This window comes from Bacillus sp. CGMCC 1.16541, assembly GCF_003184905.1.
Taxonomy (GTDB): Bacteria; Bacillota; Bacilli; order Bacillales; family Bacillaceae_H; genus Priestia.
This window is the reverse complement of sequence record NZ_QFRU01000011.1, coordinates 1-20609: the sequence shown is the minus strand read 5'-3', so window position 1 is coordinate 20609 and position 20609 is coordinate 1. Positions and strand designations below refer to the sequence as shown.

Annotated in this window: 17 protein-coding genes; 12 read left to right on the top strand and 5 right to left on the bottom strand. The window is 37.2% G+C overall.

The window, feature by feature from the left end; all coding sequences use genetic code 11:
• Positions 1-225: 225 nt before the first annotated feature.
• Positions 226-1038, top strand: coding sequence for a YfkD famly protein (locus DIS06_RS12060; RefSeq protein ID WP_110113534.1), 813 nt, complete (start codon positions 226-228; stop codon positions 1036-1038).
• A gap of 48 nt (positions 1039-1086) precedes the next feature.
• Here the strand turns inward: DIS06_RS12060 and yfkAB are convergent, their stop codons facing one another.
• Entirely contained in the window at positions 1087-2205 is a 1119-nt protein-coding gene (yfkAB, locus tag DIS06_RS12055) for a radical SAM/CxCxxxxC motif protein YfkAB (RefSeq protein ID WP_481746862.1), read from the bottom strand.
• Between the two features lie 172 nt (positions 2206-2377).
• Between yfkAB and DIS06_RS20400 the strand changes: the two genes are divergently transcribed.
• The 4 genes from DIS06_RS20400 (at position 2378) to rlmD (ending at position 7758) form a co-directional block, all read left to right on the top strand.
• A complete protein-coding gene (locus DIS06_RS20400) occupies positions 2378-2554 on the top strand; it encodes an SE1561 family protein (RefSeq protein WP_204166794.1) in 177 nt (58 codons plus the stop codon).
• Positions 2555-3562: 1008 nt separating this feature from the next.
• On the top strand, positions 3563-5104 hold the full coding sequence (locus DIS06_RS12050; protein ID WP_110113533.1) for a fumarate hydratase: 1542 nt from the start codon (positions 3563-3565) through the stop codon (positions 5102-5104).
• Between the two features lie 338 nt (positions 5105-5442).
• Complete coding sequence (gene pdaA / locus DIS06_RS12045) at positions 5443-6234, top strand: delta-lactam-biosynthetic de-N-acetylase (RefSeq protein ID WP_110113532.1); 792 nt, start codon at positions 5443-5445, stop codon at positions 6232-6234.
• Between the two features lie 135 nt (positions 6235-6369).
• Complete coding sequence (gene rlmD, locus DIS06_RS12040; RefSeq protein ID WP_110113531.1) at positions 6370-7758, top strand: 23S rRNA (uracil(1939)-C(5))-methyltransferase RlmD; 1389 nt, start codon at positions 6370-6372, stop codon at positions 7756-7758.
• 63 nt (positions 7759-7821) lie between these two features.
• Here the strand turns inward: rlmD and DIS06_RS12035 are convergent, their stop codons facing one another.
• The 3 genes from DIS06_RS12035 to DIS06_RS20170 all read right to left on the bottom strand — a co-directional run bounded on the left by DIS06_RS12035 (position 7822) and on the right by DIS06_RS20170 (position 11064).
• On the bottom strand, positions 7822-9315 hold the full coding sequence (locus DIS06_RS12035) for a recombinase family protein (protein WP_162595967.1): 1494 nt from the start codon (positions 9313-9315) through the stop codon (positions 7822-7824).
• A gap of 110 nt (positions 9316-9425) precedes the next feature.
• Positions 9426-10913, bottom strand: a complete 1488-nt coding sequence (locus DIS06_RS12030; RefSeq protein ID WP_110113529.1) for a recombinase family protein — start codon at positions 10911-10913, stop codon at positions 9426-9428.
• A 1-nt stretch (position 10914) separates the two neighbouring features.
• A complete protein-coding gene (locus DIS06_RS20170) occupies positions 10915-11064 on the bottom strand; it encodes a hypothetical protein (RefSeq protein ID WP_162595966.1) in 150 nt (49 codons plus the stop codon).
• A gap of 499 nt (positions 11065-11563) precedes the next feature.
• On the opposite strand from DIS06_RS20170, the gene DIS06_RS12025 reads away from it, so the two are divergent.
• From DIS06_RS12025 to DIS06_RS12015, 4 genes are all read left to right on the top strand, one after another.
• Positions 11564-11743 carry a hypothetical protein gene (locus DIS06_RS12025; protein ID WP_110113528.1) on the top strand — a complete coding sequence of 60 codons (180 nt, stop codon included), beginning with the start codon at positions 11564-11566 and terminating at the stop codon, positions 11741-11743.
• Entirely contained in the window at positions 11740-12150 is a 411-nt protein-coding gene (locus tag DIS06_RS12020) for a hypothetical protein (RefSeq protein ID WP_110113527.1), read from the top strand. Before DIS06_RS12025 ends, DIS06_RS12020 begins: the two co-directional genes overlap by 4 nt.
• 138 nt (positions 12151-12288) lie before the next feature.
• Positions 12289-12420, top strand: coding sequence for a hypothetical protein (locus DIS06_RS20755; RefSeq protein ID WP_275425429.1), 132 nt, complete (start codon positions 12289-12291; stop codon positions 12418-12420).
• Positions 12417-12620 carry a hypothetical protein gene (locus DIS06_RS12015; RefSeq protein ID WP_110113526.1) on the top strand — a complete coding sequence of 68 codons (204 nt, stop codon included), beginning with the start codon at positions 12417-12419 and terminating at the stop codon, positions 12618-12620. Before DIS06_RS20755 ends, DIS06_RS12015 begins: the two co-directional genes overlap by 4 nt.
• Positions 12621-13939: 1319 nt before the next feature.
• Here DIS06_RS12015 and DIS06_RS12010 read toward each other — a convergent pair.
• On the bottom strand, positions 13940-14272 hold the full coding sequence (locus tag DIS06_RS12010) for a hypothetical protein (protein ID WP_110113525.1): 333 nt from the start codon (positions 14270-14272) through the stop codon (positions 13940-13942).
• Between the two features lie 1269 nt (positions 14273-15541).
• Between DIS06_RS12010 and hsdR the strand changes: the two genes are divergently transcribed.
• From hsdR to DIS06_RS11995, 3 genes are all read left to right on the top strand, one after another.
• Positions 15542-17986 carry an EcoAI/FtnUII family type I restriction enzme subunit R gene (hsdR, locus tag DIS06_RS12005; RefSeq protein WP_110113524.1) on the top strand — a complete coding sequence of 815 codons (2445 nt, stop codon included), beginning with the start codon at positions 15542-15544 and terminating at the stop codon, positions 17984-17986.
• Positions 17983-19437 carry a type I restriction-modification system subunit M gene (locus DIS06_RS12000; RefSeq protein WP_110113523.1) on the top strand — a complete coding sequence of 485 codons (1455 nt, stop codon included), beginning with the start codon at positions 17983-17985 and terminating at the stop codon, positions 19435-19437. The genes hsdR and DIS06_RS12000 overlap by 4 nt, the downstream gene beginning before the upstream one ends.
• The coding region (locus tag DIS06_RS11995) for a restriction endonuclease subunit S (RefSeq protein ID WP_110113522.1) at positions 19434-20609 on the top strand (1176 nt) is incomplete at its 3' end. The genes DIS06_RS12000 and DIS06_RS11995, both read left to right, overlap by 4 nt.

The window sequence follows — 20609 nt, the reverse complement described above, 5'->3', positions numbered from 1 at the left end:
GTAAGTACGTATGACGTGCGTTATGTGAGCCTCCCTTCCACTGACTTTAGTAGGTGTAGAACCTCCTTTCTAAAAAAGATGTATTAGATAACTATGACGGTATAAAACTTAATATTCTGAAAAATTAAAAGCGTTTTCAAAAAAAGACGAACTGTTGTCATAAATCCCTTTCAATTTGCAGAAACTATGCAAGAATTTATACTCAATTTTGAAAGGGGTACGTATATGCTACGTCAAATCGCAACGCTTGGACTTGCTTTCCTTGTTTGTTTTACTGTCACAACACCATCGTATGCTGCTGAAACAGCTCCAGTAGCGAAACAAGCAAGTATGAAAATTCCGAGCTCGGTTTTAAATATTTCAAAAGAAAATACTTATCCAAACGCAACACAAGATTTGCCTTATTTACAACCGAGTGAGTTCGCAGAAGAATTGTTAAAAGAATCAAAAGTGAAAATTGAAAATCCAGATCTCATTCGTATGTTAAATGAATCAAGCATCTCAAAAACACCATGGGCAATCGGGTTGCGTGCAACGATTTATTTAGGGCAATGGCCGTTAAACTATGAATCGACGGAAACGACGGTAAATTGGGAGTATCAACGTACGAACACCAACCGTTTTGATAACCGAGGTGGAAAGACTCCACATCAAATTAAATATGTGCAAGAAGAGCAACGTCTTGTAAAAGGTGGACTCACAGCGAAAGTACCAAACAGTAATCATGTTCAGTCAATGATGTTGTTAAAAGCAGCGAAAAAGACAGGGTTACCTCTTGGTTTTACAACGATTATCGGTGCAGGTACGAAAAAAGACCAAGTGTACAACATCCCACCGAAAAAAGTGGGATACCTATATAGTTATACACCCGCTGTAAGTGAAAAAGGGAAAGTGACATACGGTGAAGTGTATGTGACAGTCAAAGGAAGCAAGCGATTTATCGTCGTGAAAAATGTGACATCGCAAGGAATTGGAGCATGGATTCCAGTTCAAGATCATGTGTCATTTGGCTTCGCCGCATACGACCAACCGAGATAAATGAAAAGGGTGATTCATCGTTGAAGATGAATCACCCTTTTGGTGTGTTTATTTTGAAATAACGGCACGACGTGTTGAGAAATCGATGTCTTTGTAGTAGCTGTTTTTTACTAAAATGTTTGGACCTAAACACTCAACAGCTGGACAGTGACAGCTTAATTCCTTTGATAATGTAGAAGCTTGCCACGTGTCAAACGCTTGTTGAAGCGCTGTGTGCTGAATGTTTCCAAGCGGTGGCGTGTCGCCAAAGTCCGTCACAATCACATCGCCGTTAAAGATGTTGACGTTTAAGCGCGAGCGGCCGTCTGGGTCGTTTCGAACGGTCACATTTTTAGACGCATGTAGTCGCTCAAGTAAAGCAATGTCGTCAGGGTGGTCACTGCACGCGTAAAACGGCAGTGTTCCAAACAGCATCCATACGTTTTCATCACGAATATCAAGTAAATGATGAATCGCTTGTCTTGTTTCTTCTAATGAAAGAGTTTCAAGTGTGCTAGCGAAATCACTTGGGTACATAGGGTGCACCTCATGGCGTTGACAAAGCATGTCATCGACGATTTGACGGTGAATTTTTTCAATATGAGGCAGCGTTCGTTTGTTCAACATCGTCTCGGCTGATACCGTCACACCGGCTTTTACAAGGGCACGGCTGTTTTCAATCATGCGGTCGAAATATTTCGCACGCTGTTCATACGTTGGCTTTCGGTCCATCATTGCAAAACCGGCTTCAACAAAATCATCCATTGTTCCCCAGTTATGTGAGATATGTAAAACGTCCAGATAGGGAATAATAAGCTCATAACGTGCTAAATCCAACGTTAAATTGGAATTGATCTGCGTACGAATGCCGCGTTCATGGGCATATTTTAACAGCGGCACGACGTAATTTTTCACAGATGAAAGAGACATCATCGGCTCCCCGCCTGTAATGCTAAGAGCACGTAGTGTTGGGACTTCGTCTAATCGTTTTAAAATTAAATCGAGTGGCAATGCATTCGGGTCTTTTGGTTGCAGTGTGTAACCAACCGCACAATGCTCACATCTCATATTACAAAGAGTAGTCGTCGTAAACTCCACATTCGTTAACGTTGGTTTTCCATACTGCTTCATATCTAAGTACGCTTCCCAAGGATCGTACGAAGGGGTAATTGATTGTAAAGTTTTCATAAAAATCTCCTTTAATGAATGTAAAGATCTCATTATTTAACTTGCAAAGGCAAGGAATCAGGTAAAAAAGAACACCAGTGACTATTATGGATTTTATTTTGACAGGTTGTCAATTATGAAATAATTCGGTAGCATGAACAATAACACACCAACGAAAAGGAGTGAACCACTAATGGGAAATGCAGTACGAGATAAAGATTCACAAGTGAAGTATTTAAAAGAACGTTTAAACATGTTTGCAGAAGTGTTAGATTCGATTGAGCCTGAACATACAGATTTAGAAGATATTGATCGTTTGATTGCGATGATTGATGATCTAGAGCTAAAGTGCGAACAATTCAAGAAGTAATTGAATCGAGTTAGAAAAAAGGGACATGGTTGAAGGCGACCATGTCCTTTTTTTCTAACCCTAAGCGCATGGTGTCCCCCTTGCGGGGCTGACACCATGCGCTTAGGAAGGGCTTTGTGGGTGAGTTCGGGGAGGTTTTTTTGGGTGGAGTGGGTTGATGGATTGGAGTGGTGTAAGCGTTTGTGTGAGAGGTTCATCGCCCCGGGGACAGCGAGCAATCTGAAGCGGAAATAAACGACTTCGTTGGAAGGTTATTGACTCTTTTTTTGTTGTTTGATTATGAGGTTAAAGTGCTTTCGAAAATCATTCAACAGAGTGTAATAGTGGGTAGGAAGAGTTAGTTATATACAAAAAGGGACATGGTGGAAGGCGACCATGTCCTTTTTTTCTAACCCTAAGCGCATGGTGTCCCCCTTGCGGGGTTGACACCATGCGCTTAGGAAGGGCTTTGTGGGTGAGTTCGGGGAGGTTTTTTGGGGTGGAGTGGTCTAAGCGTTTGTGTGAGAGGTTCATCGCCCCGGGGACAGCGAGCAATCTGAATCGGAAATGAACGACTTTGTTGGAAAGTTATTGACTCTTTTTTGTTGTTTGATTATGAGGTTAAAGTGCTTTCGAAAATCATTCAACAGAGTGTAATAGTGGGTAGGAAGAGTTAGTTATATACAAAAAGGGACATAGTGGAAGGCGACCATGTCCCTTTTTTCTAGCCCTAAGCGGTGCGTGGTTGACACCATGTGCTTAGGAAGGGCTTTGTGGGTGAGTTCGGGGAGGTGTTGGGGTTAGTGGGTTGATGGATTGGAGTGGTGTAAATGTTTGTGTGAGAGGTTTGTTGCTCCGAGGACAGCGAGCAATCTGAAGCGGAAATAAACGACTTTGTTGGAAGGTTATTAACTCTTTTTTGTTGTCTGATTATCAGGTTAAAGTGCTTTCAAAAATTATTCAAAAGAGTATAATAATGAGTAGAAAGAGTTAGTTACATACAAAGGGGACATGGGGAGGAGTTTTAAGATGATCGAGCAGTTAAAGAAAAGCATGTATGATTTAGTCGTTGAAACATCCACAAAGTTACCGAAAGACGTACGCCGTGCGATTGCGGGCGCGAAGGCACGTGAAAATGCCGGAACGCGTGCAGCGATGTCACTTGCGACGATTACAAACAACATTTCAATGGCAGACGAGAACCTTTCACCAATTTGTCAGGATACAGGACTGCCTACGTTTAAAATTAAAACACCAATTGGGGTTAATCAACTTGAAATCAAAGAAGCGATTTACTGGGCAATCAATGAAGCAACGAAACACGGAAAGCTTCGTCCAAACTCAGTGGACTCACTAACAGGTCACAACAGTGGGGACAACTTAGGACCAGGAACACCGGTGATTAAGTTTGAACAATGGGAAAAAGACTACATTGACGCACGTTTAATTTTAAAAGGTGGCGGCTGTGAAAATAAAAACATTCAATATAGCTTACCATGTGAACTAGAAGGACTTGGCCGCGCGGGCCGTGATCTAGATGGTATCCGTAAATGTATTATGCATTCGGTGTACCAAGCACAAGGACAAGGCTGTAGTGCCGGCGTCATCGGCGTTGGAATCGGTGGCGACCGTACATCAGGCTATGAACTAGCAAAGGAACAGCTATTTAGAAGCTTAGATGATGAAAATCCAAACCAAGAATTAAAGCAATTAGAAGCATACATTATGGAAAATGCAAACAAACTAGGTATTGGTACGATGGGCTTTGGTGGGGAAACAACGCTACTTGGCTGTAAAATTGGCGTGATGAACCGTATTCCTGCAAGTTTCTTCGTATCGGTTGCGTACAACTGTTGGGCATACCGTCGTTTAGGCATCAAGCTTGATGCTGCAACAGGCATGGTTCAAGAGTGGCTTTATCAAGAAGGCGAAGAAATTGATTTCCGTAAAGAAGCGGAACAAAAAGAAGAAGAAGTCGCAGAAGAAACACGTGAGATTGTCCTTCAAGCACCAATTACAGAAGAACAAATTCGCGAGTTAAAAGTCGGTGACGTTGTGCGCATTAACGGCATGATGTACACTGGCCGCGATGCGATTCATAAATATTTAAGCGACAACGATTCACCTGTGGATTTAAATGGCCAAGTCATTTATCACTGTGGACCGGTTATGTTAAAAGACGAAGACGGCAAGTGGCATGTGACGGCGGCTGGCCCGACAACGAGTATTCGTGAAGAGCCTTATCAAGGGGACATCATGAAGAAATTTGGCATTCGCGCGGTAATCGGAAAAGGGGGCATGGGTCCGAAAACACTCGCGGCCTTAAAAGAGCACGGCGGCGTGTACTTAAACGCAATCGGTGGTGCAGCGCAATATTACGCAGACTGCATTAAATCGGTTGAAGGCGTTGACCTGATGCAGTTTGGCATTCCAGAAGCAATGTGGCACTTAAAAGTTGAAGGGTTCACAGCGGTTGTAACGATGGATTCACACGGAAACAGTCTACATGAAGATGTGGATAAATCATCGCTTGAAAAACTATCACAGTTTAAAGAGCCTGTTTTTAAATAAGTATCAACAAGTCGAGTATGAAACCATATAGGTCACATACTCGACTTTTTTGATGGATTAGATGAATGTTTTTTTTACAAGTTATAGTAAGGCAGAAAGAGAAAAGAAAGGAGAGGATAAAATAGGTTGTGTAAAAGGAAGGATATGCCCTCTCTTTTATGCAGCTTTTTTTATGATGAGAGAACGTTACGAACATTCGTTAAACGTTTACGTCTAGAAAGTGATACGTAAGAAGCACTTCTGTTCTCTTTTCTTTTTTAGATGGTAAACACTGTCTCGTATGAACGAATGATGCAAACAGATACTAAACGTAAATGAACATGGAAAGGAGCAACTGTATGCGTCGTGGAATCCTTTTCTTTTTTGCCTTTCTATTCGCATTTACATCATTCGCATCGGCTACCGCTTATTCAAACAAACCATTAAGCTGGGGCTTTAGTAAAAGTAAAAACCATAAACAAGCATCCGCAGGTAAACAGCTTGAAACGCTGTTGACAAAATATGATGGCTTCTATCTTGGAGCTGAGGATCAAAAAAACATTTACTTAACGTTTGATAACGGCTATGAAAATGGCTACACAGAACAAGTACTAGACGTATTAAAAGAGAAAAAAGTACCCGCTGCCTTTTTCGTGACCGGTCATTATTTAAAAGACCGACCCGATTTAGTAAAGCGTATGGTCAAAGAAGGCCACATTGTCGGCAATCACTCGTGGCATCATCCAGACTTAACACAAGTGGACGATGACCGCCTCCGTGAAGAATTAGACCGTGTAAAACGTGAGTATGAACAACTAACTGGTCGCAATGACATGCAGTATTTACGTCCACCTCGTGGTATTTTTAGTGAACGCACACTCGCTCTAGCACGTGATGAAGGCTACATTAGTGTCTTTTGGTCACTTGCTTTTGTGGATTGGTTCACCGACCAACAAAAAGGATGGCGCTATTCTTATGACAACATCATGAGCCAAGTTCATCCAGGTGCGATTTTACTGCTTCATACTGTATCCAAAGACAACGCAGATGCATTAGGAAAAGCGATTGATGATTTGCGTAAAGAAGGATACGAGTTCAAAAGCATTGACGAACTGACCGCAGAAAAAAACATGTCACCGATTTTACGATAAACAGGCTGATCCGAACGGGTCAGCCACGTTTACGTTGTGCGATAATCGGAAAAAGATGAAACGAGGAAGGAAAACGTGTTATTCTTATTTGAGTTGTGTTTGACATGAAAATCACGTAATCGGAGTTGTAAATAGATGAACAAACAAAAAACAGGAGTGAAAGTGGAAAAAGGTCAAAAGTTTCCACTCACGATCAAACGTCTCGGCATCAACGGTGAAGGTGTCGGCTATTTTAAAAAACAAGTTGTTTTCGTACCAGGGGCATTGCCAAACGAAGAAGTGGTCGCAGAAGTGACCAATGTACGTAATAACTTCGCAGAAGCGAAAATCAATAAAATTCGTAAAAAGTCACCCGATCGCACAAACCCACCATGTCCAATCTACGAACAATGCGGGGGCTGTCAACTTCAGCACTTATCGTACAGTGGACAACTAGACGCGAAGCGAGATATCGTCCTTCAAGCGTTCGAACGCCATACAAGTCAACAAAACATCGCAAGTAAAACACGTTTCACAATCGGCATGGAAGATCCATGGCGCTACCGAAACAAATCGCAGTTTCAAGTTGGTTTAGACAAAAAAGGGAAGATCATCGCAGGACTATATGGTATTAACTCACATCGTCTCATTGACATTGAGAACTGTCCGATTCAGCACGAATCTACAAACAAAGTCACAAAGGTTGTAAAAACGATTCTACAGGACTTGAAAATTCCTATTTATAACGAGCGCAAAAGAAGCGGCATCATTCGTACGATTGTGTCACGTGTTGGGTTCCAAACAGGTGAAGTACAAATCGTCTTAATTACCGCTAAACGTGACATTCCGCGTAAAGAGCTACTGATTGAAGAGATTCAACGTCGCTTACCGGAAGTCAAATCGATTGTGCAAAACGTAAACGGTCAAAAAACATCACTGATTTTCGGAGATGAAACGTTTACACTCGCAAACAAAGACGTCATCCAAGAAACATTAGGAGACATCTCATTTGAACTATCCGCGCGTGCATTCTTTCAATTGAATCCGATTCAAACGGTGAAGTTGTATGACGAAGTGAAAAAAGCAGCGGCACTCACAGGTAACGAAAAGATCGTCGATGCATACTGCGGAGTCGGAACGATTGGGCTATGGCTCGCAAAAGACGCCAAAGAAATCCGCGGTATGGACACGATTGAAGAATCGATTGTCGACGCGCGCAAAAACGCCAAACGACACGGCTTCAATCACGCCACGTACGTCACAGGCCCAGCCGAAAAATGGCTCCCAAAATGGGTCAAAGAAGGCTGGAAACCAGACGTCGTTGTCGTCGATCCACCACGAACAGGCTGTGACGACAAACTCCTAAACGCGATCATGCAGGTAAAACCGAAAAAGGTTGTGTATGTATCGTGTAATCCTTCTACATTGGCAAAGGACATAAAACAGCTATCGAAGTTTTATGAAGTGGAATATGTGCAACCTGTGGATATGTTTCCGCATACGGCGCACGTGGAGTGCGTAGCAGGTATATCTCGCATTGATTAAACCCTAATTTATCAATGGTTTAGGCAACCCTGTTAAATAGAAATTTAAATAAAGAATATTCTGTCAACTTAAAAATTCACCTAAGTGATTTAAAGTTTGAAAGCGGTACTCGATTAATGGAGTGCCGTTTTCTTTTACTCGTATACTTTTGATTAACTTATTTACTGTTAGGTTGGTGATATCGGAAGCTGTTGAGATTTCTCTTAATAAAGCTTTAAGGTTTTCAATTTCCTCGATATCGTCCTTCTTATCTAAAATGTATTGCAAATGTGCTTCATCAGTTTTTAATGCATTAATTTCTTTATCTAAGGAGCTAACAGCATGTTGATAATCTAACTTGCTTATTGTTTCTTCCATCAAAAGAGTAAGTAATTTAGATTTTCTAACTTGAACACTTTCAATTTTTGATTTCACTGTTGTTAATTTCTTTAAAAGTCTTTTGTATTCTCTTTGGTTAATTTCTAGTAATCTCTGACTGGTATCTGAGTTCAAGATTAACTCACCACATTGTTTTGTATCAGTTAGGATTTTTTCGATAATTGAAGTTTCCTTAACAGCATGATGTGTGCATGCTTTTTTTGAAAGCTTAACGTAACGGCCACAAATATAACCTTTACGGTTATACTTATAATGCATCGCTGTACCGCAGTCATTACACGTGATAATACCAGAAAACAAATGTTTACAAGAGGAAATACGTTTCTTTGCACGACTTCTGATTAAATCTTGTACCAAATCAAAAGTAGCTTCTGATATAAGAGGCTCGTGAGTGTTAGGGACTATAATCATCTGTTCTTTCGGATTTATAACTCGGACTTTGTTTGTTACACTTAGCGTAGTTTCACGCTGTTGTACAAGGTTTCCTGTATAGTGAGGGTTCTCAAGGATAAATCTTACGCTGCTACCATGCCATTTCGGACTAGAGTTCTTTTTTTCTGCCAAAGTAGAAGGAGAAGTAACCCCTTTAACATATAACTCCTTTGCAATTGCATCAAAACCTCTACCGGAGATGTATTGTTCATAAATCCATTTAACTACTTCAGGAGAACGGTCATCCCTCAAGAATAGCTTTCCATTATGGATTTCATATCCATAGGGTGGATGTGCTCCCTTGAACAACCCCTTTGCAGCTCTTGCTTTTAAAGAACTTTTAACACGCTCACTTGTGCGTTGAGACTCTTCTTCGTAAAGCCATGTATACAGTCCGTACTTACTCACATCACCATTAATACTGTTTATTGCTCCATCTAGAGTAATAATACCAATACGATTTTGTTGAGCAATATCACGAATTTGATAGGATAAACTCCCGTTTCTAGCCAGCCTAGACAGTTCTTTTGCAATAATCACATCAAAATTCTTATTCTTAGCATCTTGAATTAGGCGTTGAAGGTTCTCACGATTTCCAGTTGTTCCAGTCTCTACATCAATATAAAAGTCATGGAGAGACCAATTGTTCTCTTGGATATAATTAATAAAGATATTCTTTTGGTTTGCTATCGATGATTTTTGTTCTTCTTTATCAGTTGAAACACGAATGTAACTTGCACATCTCATTTCATTTTCCTCCTTGAGATGTACCAGCCTTCTTAGGTTAATCTTATAATAGATAATAAACATAAAAATAGTCAAAAGAAAAACCCATGTCTTTTTACAAGACAATGGGTTTAAGATGCTTCTGCTTCACTAAAACGATAGTGAACTTCAAGAGTTTTATCTTCATTTACATCTATCTTAGATATAAACGTATTAACAGTCATGAGATTGAATTTTTTAAATTCAAAAGCATTCATAAGTTCCTTTCTGACTTTAGAATTTGTTTGTGGTGTTTTTAAATAGTCTATTTTAGTTTGAATTTTGGTTATTTCTGCTTTTTTTATAGATAATTTCTTTCGTTGCTTTTGGATAGAATGCATTAAGTCACTTTTTTTTGAGGGCTCATCGAATATATCATCCTCAAGACTATCAATTCGGTTTTCTATAGTTCGAACTTCAAATTGTAATGCTGATAATTGACCATCAAGCTTCCTGATTAATTGTTTCAATTTACGCTCAGCTTTTTGGCTAAGAACATCAAAATTTAATTGATTAAATTTAACTAATTCTTCACTTAACTTTGATATGAGTTTATTCTCACTAACAGCGTGATTGGAACAATATTTAGCCCCTTTCTTTGAATAAGTTGAACATACATATGAACCTTTCCCCCAACCCCTTTTGAAACTAAGTTTACTACCACAGTCTTTACAGTATAGGATGTTTGAAAACAAATGGTGCTGTGCTTTTGCTCCAGACTTAGGTTTGGAAGCTTTTAAATGTTGTACATCATCAAAAACATATTTGGGAATAATTGCTGTATGCGTACCGTCTGTTCTAATAATATTTTCTTCAGATTTTTTCTTGCGTTTACGCTCTTCATTAGCAAAGTATGTTTCTTCAACTGATTGAACAAGATTACCAATATACGCTTCATTTTCAAGTATTCCGTAAATAGTTGTATCATTCCAGTTTGCTGTGGCATTACGTTTCCTAGCAATCATTGATGGTGTAGGAATTTGCTCATCTTGGAGTTCTTTTGCAATACTTTTGGCTCCTTTACCATTAAGGTAACTATAATATATTCTTTGTACAACTTTTACTGTTTCATCGTTCCGTGGATATAGTTTTTTATCTTCAATATAATATCCATAAGGAGCAATTGAACCAGTGAATTCACCTCTTTTAGCATTCATACGAATAGAGTTTTTCACTCTTTTGGAAATTCTTTCTGCTTCTTTTTGTGCATCAGCTCCAATTTGTGTAATACATTCGTATCCTTTTTTAAAGGTGTCCAATTCACCATCCACACTGATAAGGTTAATATTTCTTTTAGTTGCGAGTTCACGAATTTTTTCAAAGGTCGTCACGCTTCTTGCAAGTCGGCTCCCTTCTTTTACAACGATAACTTGAATAAATCCTTTTTCCATATCATCTAAAAGCTTTTTAAACATTGGTCGGTCACTAATTAACCCAGATACTTCATCCTCATAAGTTCCATGTAAGGGCCAATTATTTTCTTTAATAATTTCCATACATAGTTCTTTCTGGTTTCTTTTTGAAATTTTTTGTTCTTCACGTTCTGTAGAAACTCGAATATAAATTGCTGCATTCTTCATTTTAAGCCGCCTCCATAGTTTTCTCTTCGTCGGTGTATTGTTCGTCCAATATTGACTCAATAACCTTTTGTATCTCAATATCCAAAATTGTTTTCATTTTATCCTCAAAGGTAGGTTGATTATTTCCAAAGAATTGTTTTTTTAGTTCCATCTATAAAACCTCCAAATTTTGATTGGATGGTTAACAAGAAGAACAGCGCTGTAATTAAAAGTTAAAACCATCTTGATGTGTTTCAATAATACAAAGAATAAAAGTCGAAAAGTAGAAAAACGCCAAAAACTTTTTAGGACTTTAGACTTATTTTGTAAGTGGGGAAAAATATATTCACAGAAAGATAGATATTAAGATTATATATTAGAGGTGGACTACAGTTGAGTTTACTTCTAAGCTATTTAGCAACATAGAAAGAAATAGAATAACTTAGAAAAACGTAGAAAATCGTTGAATAACATAGAATTTTATGCTTTTTTTCTAAAATCATTTTATCGAACCCTAGTTCGTGTTAAGGTTGAATTATAGAGTAGAGAACTAAGGTAAATAAGCTAATCAATCTATTATTTTTTAGTAGCAGCTTTTCCGTTGCTTCAGCTGTTTTGAGGTAGTCGCTTCTGCGAAGAAAATAATCGGCTCAGGTAGGAGGTTTGTGCTTTTGAAACAAGAATGGGATAAGTATTTGAAAAAAGCGAAAGCATCTTTAGAAGCTGAAGGACTCAAAATAGAAGAACATCACATAAAATTGGTAAAAAAGAATTTAGATGGTGAAATAACAGATGAGGAGTTTAATGAAGAAGTTATCAAAATGGCGAAAGCGAAATGGGGAATACGATGAAAAATTCAATTGCACTATTAGAAGAGGCCAGAGAAGGTTCTTTGAGGTGGATGGAAGAGAGAGAGAAGGAAGTATGTCACTCTCCAGAAGACTTTACTTGGCTTAAAAGATACATGAATGAAATAGTCGAGTTCCTAGATTACTCTGAAGGATTGTCCAAGATAACCGATAGTAATTTAGAAGAAGATAAAAATCACGCTATACAATCAATAGACAACATCTTAGCAACTAATCATTACGAAAAGTACGAAGAGCCAGTATGGAAAGCCATATCGAATAGTTTTGGATTTAATGTAGTGGATAGAATTCGAGCTAATATGTCTGTTTTAGAGCTGTTTCAAGGAGCGATAATAGTGAATAAACACGAAGAAGTCCTAAATACATTGAAAAAGTTGGAAAAACAATGAGCGTTGTATTCTTAACTTCAGAAGAGCGAGATTTGTATGAGCATTACATATTCAAACTAGAAAGCTCAAGAACAGCAGCCGAAGCAAAGATATATCAAAGAAAAATAAAAGCAATTTTGTGGAAAGGTAGGACTAGGAATGAAACTAAATCCTGAAGATAATCGTGATATTTTAAAAGAAATAGTAGAAGACAAGCATTCTGAAGAAAAAATAGAATTCATGAAAGAAGCTAAGCAGATTGTTTCTTCTAGAAAAGACCGTAAGAAATGAAGAGTAATTATTTATCTGTTTATGAAGCTGTCCAGAATGAGCGTAAGAAGATTGCAAAAAGGCTATGCGATAAACTCGATGCAGAAGAGATTTCCGCAGCAACTGGCCTGAAGATATACGAAATAAACAAGCTTATTGAAGAAAAACAAGCCGATTTTTTTCAATGGTTATGCGATAATTTGCCAGAAGAAAATGCCTAAGATACAATTAATAAGACACACAGTTTTCTAGAGCAATCTGTATGTCTGTCAATCAAAAAACCACCTTCTCTCGCAATGTAACAAAGGTGGTTTTTTGACGTTTTTTTATTTAGTTAATAATGTCGTTATTCCATCGGGGACAGGACTCCCGTTTAACTGTTAACTACCATTAGAGCAATAATAATGGTCTGAGCCCTTATAATATAAGGAATAGAGCTATATTGAAACGTAGTTAACAGCAGAAAAGGACTCTCGTTTAACTGTTAACTACCATTAGAGCAATAATAGTGGTCTGAGCCCTTATAACATAAGGGATAGAGCCATATTGTACGTAGTTAGCAGTAGAAGAGGACTCCTGTTTAACTGTTAACTACCATTAGAGCAATAATAATGGTCTGAGCCCTTATAACATAAGGGATAGAGCCATATTGTACGTAGTTAGCAGTAGAAGAGGACTCCTGTTTAACTGTTAACTACCATTAGAGCAATAATAATGGTCTGAGCCTTTGTAAAATAAGGGATAGAGCCATATTGAAACGTAGTTAACAGTGGAAAAGGACTCTCGTTTAACTGTTAACTACCATTAGAGCAATAATAATGGTCTGAGCCCTTATAACATAAGGGATAGAGCCATATTGTACGTAGTTAGCAGTAGAAGAGGACTCCTGTTTAACTGTTAACTACCATTAGAGCAATAATAATGGTCTGAGCCCTTATAACATAAGGGATAGAGCCATATTGTACGTAGTTAGCAGTAGAAGAGGACTCCTGTTTAACTGTTAACTACCATTAGAGCAATAATAATGGTCTGAGCCCTTATAACATAAGGGATAGAGCCATATTGTACGTAGTTAGCAGTAGAAGAGGACTCCTGTTTAACTGTTAACTACCATTAGAGCAATAATAATGGTCTGAGCCCTTATAACATAAGGGATAGAGCCATATTGTACGTAGTTAGCAGTAGAAGAGGACTCCTGTTTAACTGTTAACTACCATTAGAGCAATAATAATGGTCTGAGCCTTTGTAAAATAAGGGATAGAGCCATATTGAAACGTAGTTAACAGTGGAAAAGGACTCTCGTTTAACTGTTAACTACCATTAGAGCAATAATAATGGTCTGAGCCTTTGTAAAATAAGGGATAGAGCCATATTGAAACGTAGTTAACAGTGGAAAAGGACTCTCGTTTAACTGTTAACTACCATTAGAGCAATAATAATGGTCTGAGCCCTTGTAAAATAAGGGATAGAGCCATATTGTACGTAGTTAGCAGCAGAAAAGGACTCCTGTTTAACTGTTAACTAACGTTTTGATAGTATTTTATTCACCATTAGGAACGTTATGCTGTTCACGTAACACCCACATAATATCCAGTAGAGTAAATTGGTTCTGTAAATCCCTATCTATTTGAAATGTTTTGTCATTGAAAATATCATCGACTAAATTAAGCAGTTTGGATTTTTCATTCTCGGCTAGACCTTCGACAAATGTATCAAACAGCATCTCTTTTGTGGTTTCTTCTGATATCTTATTCTGAATGGTATTAAGAACTTCATCTTCATTAATATTTGAAAGAATTGTTTTCAAACTTATAAATCGATTTTTATTGTATTCAACTCTTCTGTTATTTGTAATTTCCTCGTAGCTTAACATGTGATATCCTCCCAAAAGCAGCTTCTAGATGTATAAAAGTCTATTTTATTAATATCTTAAATTGTTGGCAAGGGTAGAGAACTTTTTAGTGTGTTAATCGAGATGTGACTTAAAGAGGCTTATCTATCCAGTAATATAATCATGCTCAGCAAAATAATATTGATATTTCAACCATTTTTGATGAAATTCATATGTTTATTGTTAAAGTAATTCAAAAATATAAAGGGATTGTATTTGGTGAAGTTTACATTAAAACAAAAAACTATTGATTAATAATAAATAACAATTTTAAAAGTTGCCCTAGGAAAAAATAAATTTACTTGAAAATGATAAATAGGAACAATTTAGTATGTGGCGAAGCGCTCCTCATTTGGGTGGTAGGCATCCTCTGTGTTGTATAAAAGACGGCAAACTAATTATCCGAAGGCATCCCGTCTTGCCTTTGGCTCCGGCTAACTGCCGGTGTTCTCCCGTTAGATGGGCATCACATTTCCCAGAGTAGCAACTAAGAGTTAGTTGACTACACATCCCGTGCCTGTCGCTTTTGCGAGGTAGTCTAGAACGTTTACTGTGGTAGTAAGTTTGGTAAAGCAGGACCTGTGGCAAATTGAGCAAGTTTACTTGTTCAGCGTTTTAGTTGCAATTTTTTATGCATTTTCTACCCTTTAGTAAAGGGGTAATTTTTTGACGCTGCGCTTTAGTATTCAATCAACTTATAAAAACAAACCTTAAACATTAAAAAAACAAGGGATTAGGAATTATTTATAATTCTAAATCATTGATAGACCAGTTTAGCCTAAGTACTATTTCAATTGAATAATCTTGTAATAGTATTCTCGCAAAACTGCTGTATATATCAAATAATAGAGTAAGGTCAGATGGATAGTCCAAATATCGTGTTAACCATGAGGAACCTACTACAACGATTAAAAAATGAATATAGTAACAATACATAAAGAAGTAAATACAAAAAGACACTTTCATTAAAAAGTGTCTTTTTGTATTTACTTCTCGATTGTATCTAAGGGCACTGTGTTTTTCTAATTTTAGAAACGTAGCATCCCTCGTTTAAAATAATCATACGCATCATACCTTAGCTTCAAGGCCCTTACATAATATCAGAAGCTGCAAATTATGCAACAATTTATCACTTTTCTTATTAGTAGTATTTGTTGTTAGTTAGAGAAGATTTGTACAGTTAATTTACTATATCTGTTAAAATAGGTATATAGAATGAGAGCATTGTCGGTAAATAAGGGGGATTGCTAAGTGGGATTATCAGAAGCGGATACAAGAAGTAAGTTGATTGACCCTAAATTAAAAGATGCCGGTTGGAATGAAGCACAAATACAACGTGAATATAAAGTGACAGATGGACGGATTACGTTCGATGGTAAAAAAGGTGTTCGTAGCAATCCACAATACGCAGATTATTTACTTCGTTATAAGTCATCAGTACGGATTGCTTTAATAGAAGCCAAGAAAGAAGAACTTGGTCACTTAGAAGGCTTAAAGCAAGTTAAGGATTATGCTCTGAAAATGGGTATTCGTTTTGCTTATACAACTAATGGTCACGAAATTGAGTTCATTGATATTGAAAACAATACTCAAGAAACGGTCCAGTCCTTCCACTCGCCAGAAGAACTGTGGAAAATGTACCAAGAAGGCTTAGAGCTAAAAAATAAAGACTGGGTTAAAGCATTGCTTCAAGATTACTATGAGGAGACAGGGATAGGAATTAATAAAAGAAGTCCACGCTATTATCAGGAAAAAGCAGTTCAAAAGGTAATAGAAGCGGTAATTGAAGGAGAAAAGCGTGTTCTAGTAAACATGGCAACTGGAACCGGTAAGACATTTACATCTGTTCAAACCATCTATAAACTATGGTCTTCTAAAGCTGTAAAAAGAATTTTATTTATAGTGGATAGAAATATTTTAGCTGACCAAGCTTTTAAAGATTTTGACACTGCTTTTGAAAAAGGAGCTTGTTGGAGATTAAGGCCTGATGAAAAAAGTTTTAATAAGGGCAGGAGCGTATACTTCGGTATTTATCAGAGTCTTGTAGGGACGGAAGATGATGAAGGAAACCCAACTGGTAAAAGAGAAGACAGGTTTAAAGAGTTTCCTCCTGACTTTTTTGATTTAATTGTTATCGATGAGTGCCACCGGGGGGGTGCAAATGAAGAAGGGCAATGGTTTAGGTTATTAGAATACTTTAAGTCAGCGGTTCAAGTTGGATTAACTGCTACTCCGAGGAGAACAGAGTCAGTCAACACCTATTCATATTTTGGAGAACCAGTTGTAACTTATAGTTTAAAAGATGGAATTAATGATGGTTATCTTGCTCCTTATGTTATTAAGCGAGTTCGCTCTGAACTTGATACCTTTGGTTTTCAACCTGAAGGATATCTCCTAGATGTTCATGGGAACGAAATTGAGGAAAAAAACTTTGAAATGAAGGACTTTGAACGTAAGTTGTCATTTCCTGAAAGAACTCGTTTCTATGCAAAGCATTTGATAAATCATTTATATAAGACTGATTTGTTAGGGAAAACGATTATCTTTTGTGTAGACCAACGACATGCTGCTGATATGGCTAAGTATGTAAATGAAGCATATAAGAAGCTAGTAAAAGAAAAAGGTTTACCAGAAATTACTGATTATGCATTGCGAATTACAAGTAATGATAAGAGCCAAAATGGACGATATTTAGACCTTGAACGATTTCAAGACCTAGAACAACAAGTGCCAGTAGTAGTAACAACTTCAAAATTACTGACTACAGGAGTAGATGTTAAAAACATAAAAAACATCGTAATCTTTACCCAGATAGGCTCTATGTCGGAATTTAAACAGATTATTGGTCGTGGAACCCGGATATACGATACTGGCAATGAATTAACTCAGAAGCTTGGCTTCACCATTCTTGAGTATGGAAATACATCAACAAGTCTTTTCTATGACCCGGAGTTTGACGGAGAGCCTGAGTTTATTGACAATGAAGATGAGGACGATACTGGCAACGGAGATGATGGTGACAATGGGGGAGACGATGATTTTGGAACTAATGGTGGAGATGACGAAGAAGTTGTAAAGCGAGTAAGATATCGTCTATCTGACGATTTCATGCGAGACCAAGTTCGAGAGTCAATGGAAGTTCTAAATCTTCTTGGAGAAGATGGTCAAACGCTATCTCCTTCTGAGTTCATTCAGTATCATTCAGGAAAGATAAGAACAATGTATGCTGATGCAGAAGCATTTAGGCAAGCATGGGAAAATCCGAAATCGAGAAAAATGATATTTGAAAAAGTAGAAGAGATGAGCATCAAAGTTGATACATTAGCAGAATTATTCTGTATTGAACATGACCGCAAAGATGTTGATTTATTTGATATAATAATGAACTTAGCCTTCGGTTATCAATTTAAGTCAAAGTCAGACCGTATAAAAGAATTTAAAAAGCAACATAAAGAGTTTTTTAAAAAATACAAAGAACAGGCTAGTGAAGTGTTAGAGACAATACTTGAAATCTATGAGTATGAAGAGTATAAACCACTGCAAATTAGTCCAGATGTGTTCAGAACTAGCCGTTTCAGAGACTTAAATATAAGCACGATAAATGATGTTCAAGAGGTCTTTGGTTCAAAAGATGAAATGTTGTCGGCATTTAAATATGTTCAGTCGCATTTTTATGAAGGGAAGTATACAGCATGACAAGAGATAGTTTAGAGAATTTAATAAAAAATTGTACAAACATTTTAAGAACCGATGATGGAATTAGTGGTTCTGTTCACTATACGGAGGCATTAAGCTGGATTTTGTTTCTGAAATTTCTTGATGACCAAGAAAAAGAGGCAGCTCTTGAAGCTGAAATGGAATTTGAAGAATACGATTACATTCTTGATGAAAAGTATCGCTGGGGAAGCTGGGCTAAGAACCCGGATTTAACGGGTACGGAGTTAATTAAATTCGTTAATGAAGAACTCATTCCTTATCTGGCAGCACTTAGGGGAGAGAAGAAGGCGGATAGACGTGAAGTTATTAGTTCTATTTTCTCTGAGGTTACAAACCGTGTGAATAGCGGATATTTACTTAAAGATGTGCTATTAAAAATTGATGATATTCAATTTAATAGTTCTGATGATATTCATACCTTATCAGTATTATATGAAAGCTTACTTCAAAAAATGGGTGATGATGGTGGTAACTCTGGTGAGTTTTATACACCTCGCCCAGTAGTACGCTTTATTGTTGAAACAATTGGTCCGGAAATTGGACAGACAATTTTTGACCCAGCTGCGGGTTCCTGTGGTTTCTTAGTAGAGAGTAATGATTACTTGAGCTCTAAAGCTGATACTGCAGCAAAAGTAAGAAAATTAAAAGAAGAAACATTCTATGGAAAAGAAAAAACTCCTTTAGCGTACCTTTTAGGACTTATGAATATGCTTCTTCATGGCGTCGACTATCCGCAGATTGAGAAGACCAATACTTTAAACGTAAATATTAGAGAAATCGATGAGTCAGATAAATTCGATATCATTATGGCTAATCCACCATTTGGTGGAAAAGAGCAAAAGATTATTCAACAGAACTTCCCTTACCAAACACAGTCGACGGAAGTTCTCTTCCTTCAATATATAATGAAATCATTAAAGTTCGATGGGAAAGCTGGTGTAGTTGTTCCAGAAGGTGTGTTATTTCAGACTAATAACTGTGCTTATAAGGCTGTAAAGAAAGAATTAATAGAGAAGTTTAATTTACATAGTATAGTGAGTTTGCCCAATGGAGTATTCCTGCCATACTCACCTGTTAAAACTTCTATACTATTCTTTGACAAAACTAAAACAACTAAAGACGTTTGGTTTTATGAAATACCGTTAATTGAGGGGAAAAAACTAACAAAAAATAACGGTATTTCTTTAAAACATTTTGAACATGCAAGTAAAATCTTTAAAGAAAGAAAAGAGACAGAACATAGTTGGTTGGTATCAACAGAAGAAATATTTGGAAATGATATAAACCTATCTGCAAGTCAATATAACCCTCACAAGAATGAGGAAGAGGACTTAATGGAACCAGAAGATTATTCAAAAGAAATTCAAATTTTATTAGAGGATGCTCTATCGTTGGTTTCTTCCTTTGATATAAGTGGTGATAGAAAGTGAGTAAAAAATACGAAAAATTTATTGATAAAGCAATAGTTCCTCTTGAAGAACAACCTTATGAACTGCCTGAGAGTTGGCAATGGGTTTTACTTGATAGTGTAGGAGAAATAAATCCTAGAAATAAAGTCCTTAAAGATGATGATATTGTTTCATTTGTTCCCATGGCTTCTGTGGATGACAAAAAAGGTATATATCTTGGGGAAGAGAAAAAGACTTGGGTAGAATTAAAAAAAGGTTATACTCATATGGCTGAGAATGATGTGATTTTTGCTAAAATTACTCCTTGTATGGAAAATGGGAAGTGTGTAGTTTTAACAAACCTAGTAAATGGTTATGGGGCTGGTTCAACAGAATTTCATGTATTCCGTTCAGTTGGTGCAACTGTTCCAGAATTTTTACATGCATTTTTAAGACAGAAATCTTTCAGAAAATACGCTGAAAAGAATATGACTGGCTCTGCAGGGCAAAAGCGTGTGCCTACAAAGTGGTTTAAAAATATTTGCTTCCCTTTACCTCCTATTGAAGAGCAAAGAAGGATTGTTGAAAAGTTAAGGAATTCCTTTGATATTATTGATAATGCCAAAGATAAAATTAATCACGCTAGAGAATTAATTTCCAGACGTCGCGAAGCCTTATTTAGAAGAGCTTTTAGAGGTGAGTTAGTCCAACAAGAAATTGAAGAAGGGAATACTAATGAGTTATTACAAGAAATTGAACAATACCGGAGCGAAGGAAAGAAAAAGGTAGAAATTGTACCGATAGGTATTGAAGAATATCCTTATGCAATCCCAGAAAGCTGGAGTTGGGTTCAAACACAAGATTTAATGAAGTGGTCCTCAGGTGGTACTCCAAAATCAAGTGTAAAGGAATATTATGGTGGAGAAATACCTTGGGCAGTTATAGGCGATTTAAATAATAATGTCGTTATTAAAACTGAGAAAACAATAACAGAAGAAGGTTTTAAGAATAGTAGTGCAAAGTGGATAAAACCCAACGCGGTTATGTTTGCTATGTATGGTGCGAGCGTAGGTAAAATGGGAATTGCGGGTGAGAGATTAACCAGCAACCAAGCCATTGCATTTACTGATGAAATATATCAAGGTATTTATAATAAGTCACTAGCGTTGCATAAATATAGTTTGAATTTTCAGTTTAATACTTTTTCGGATTTA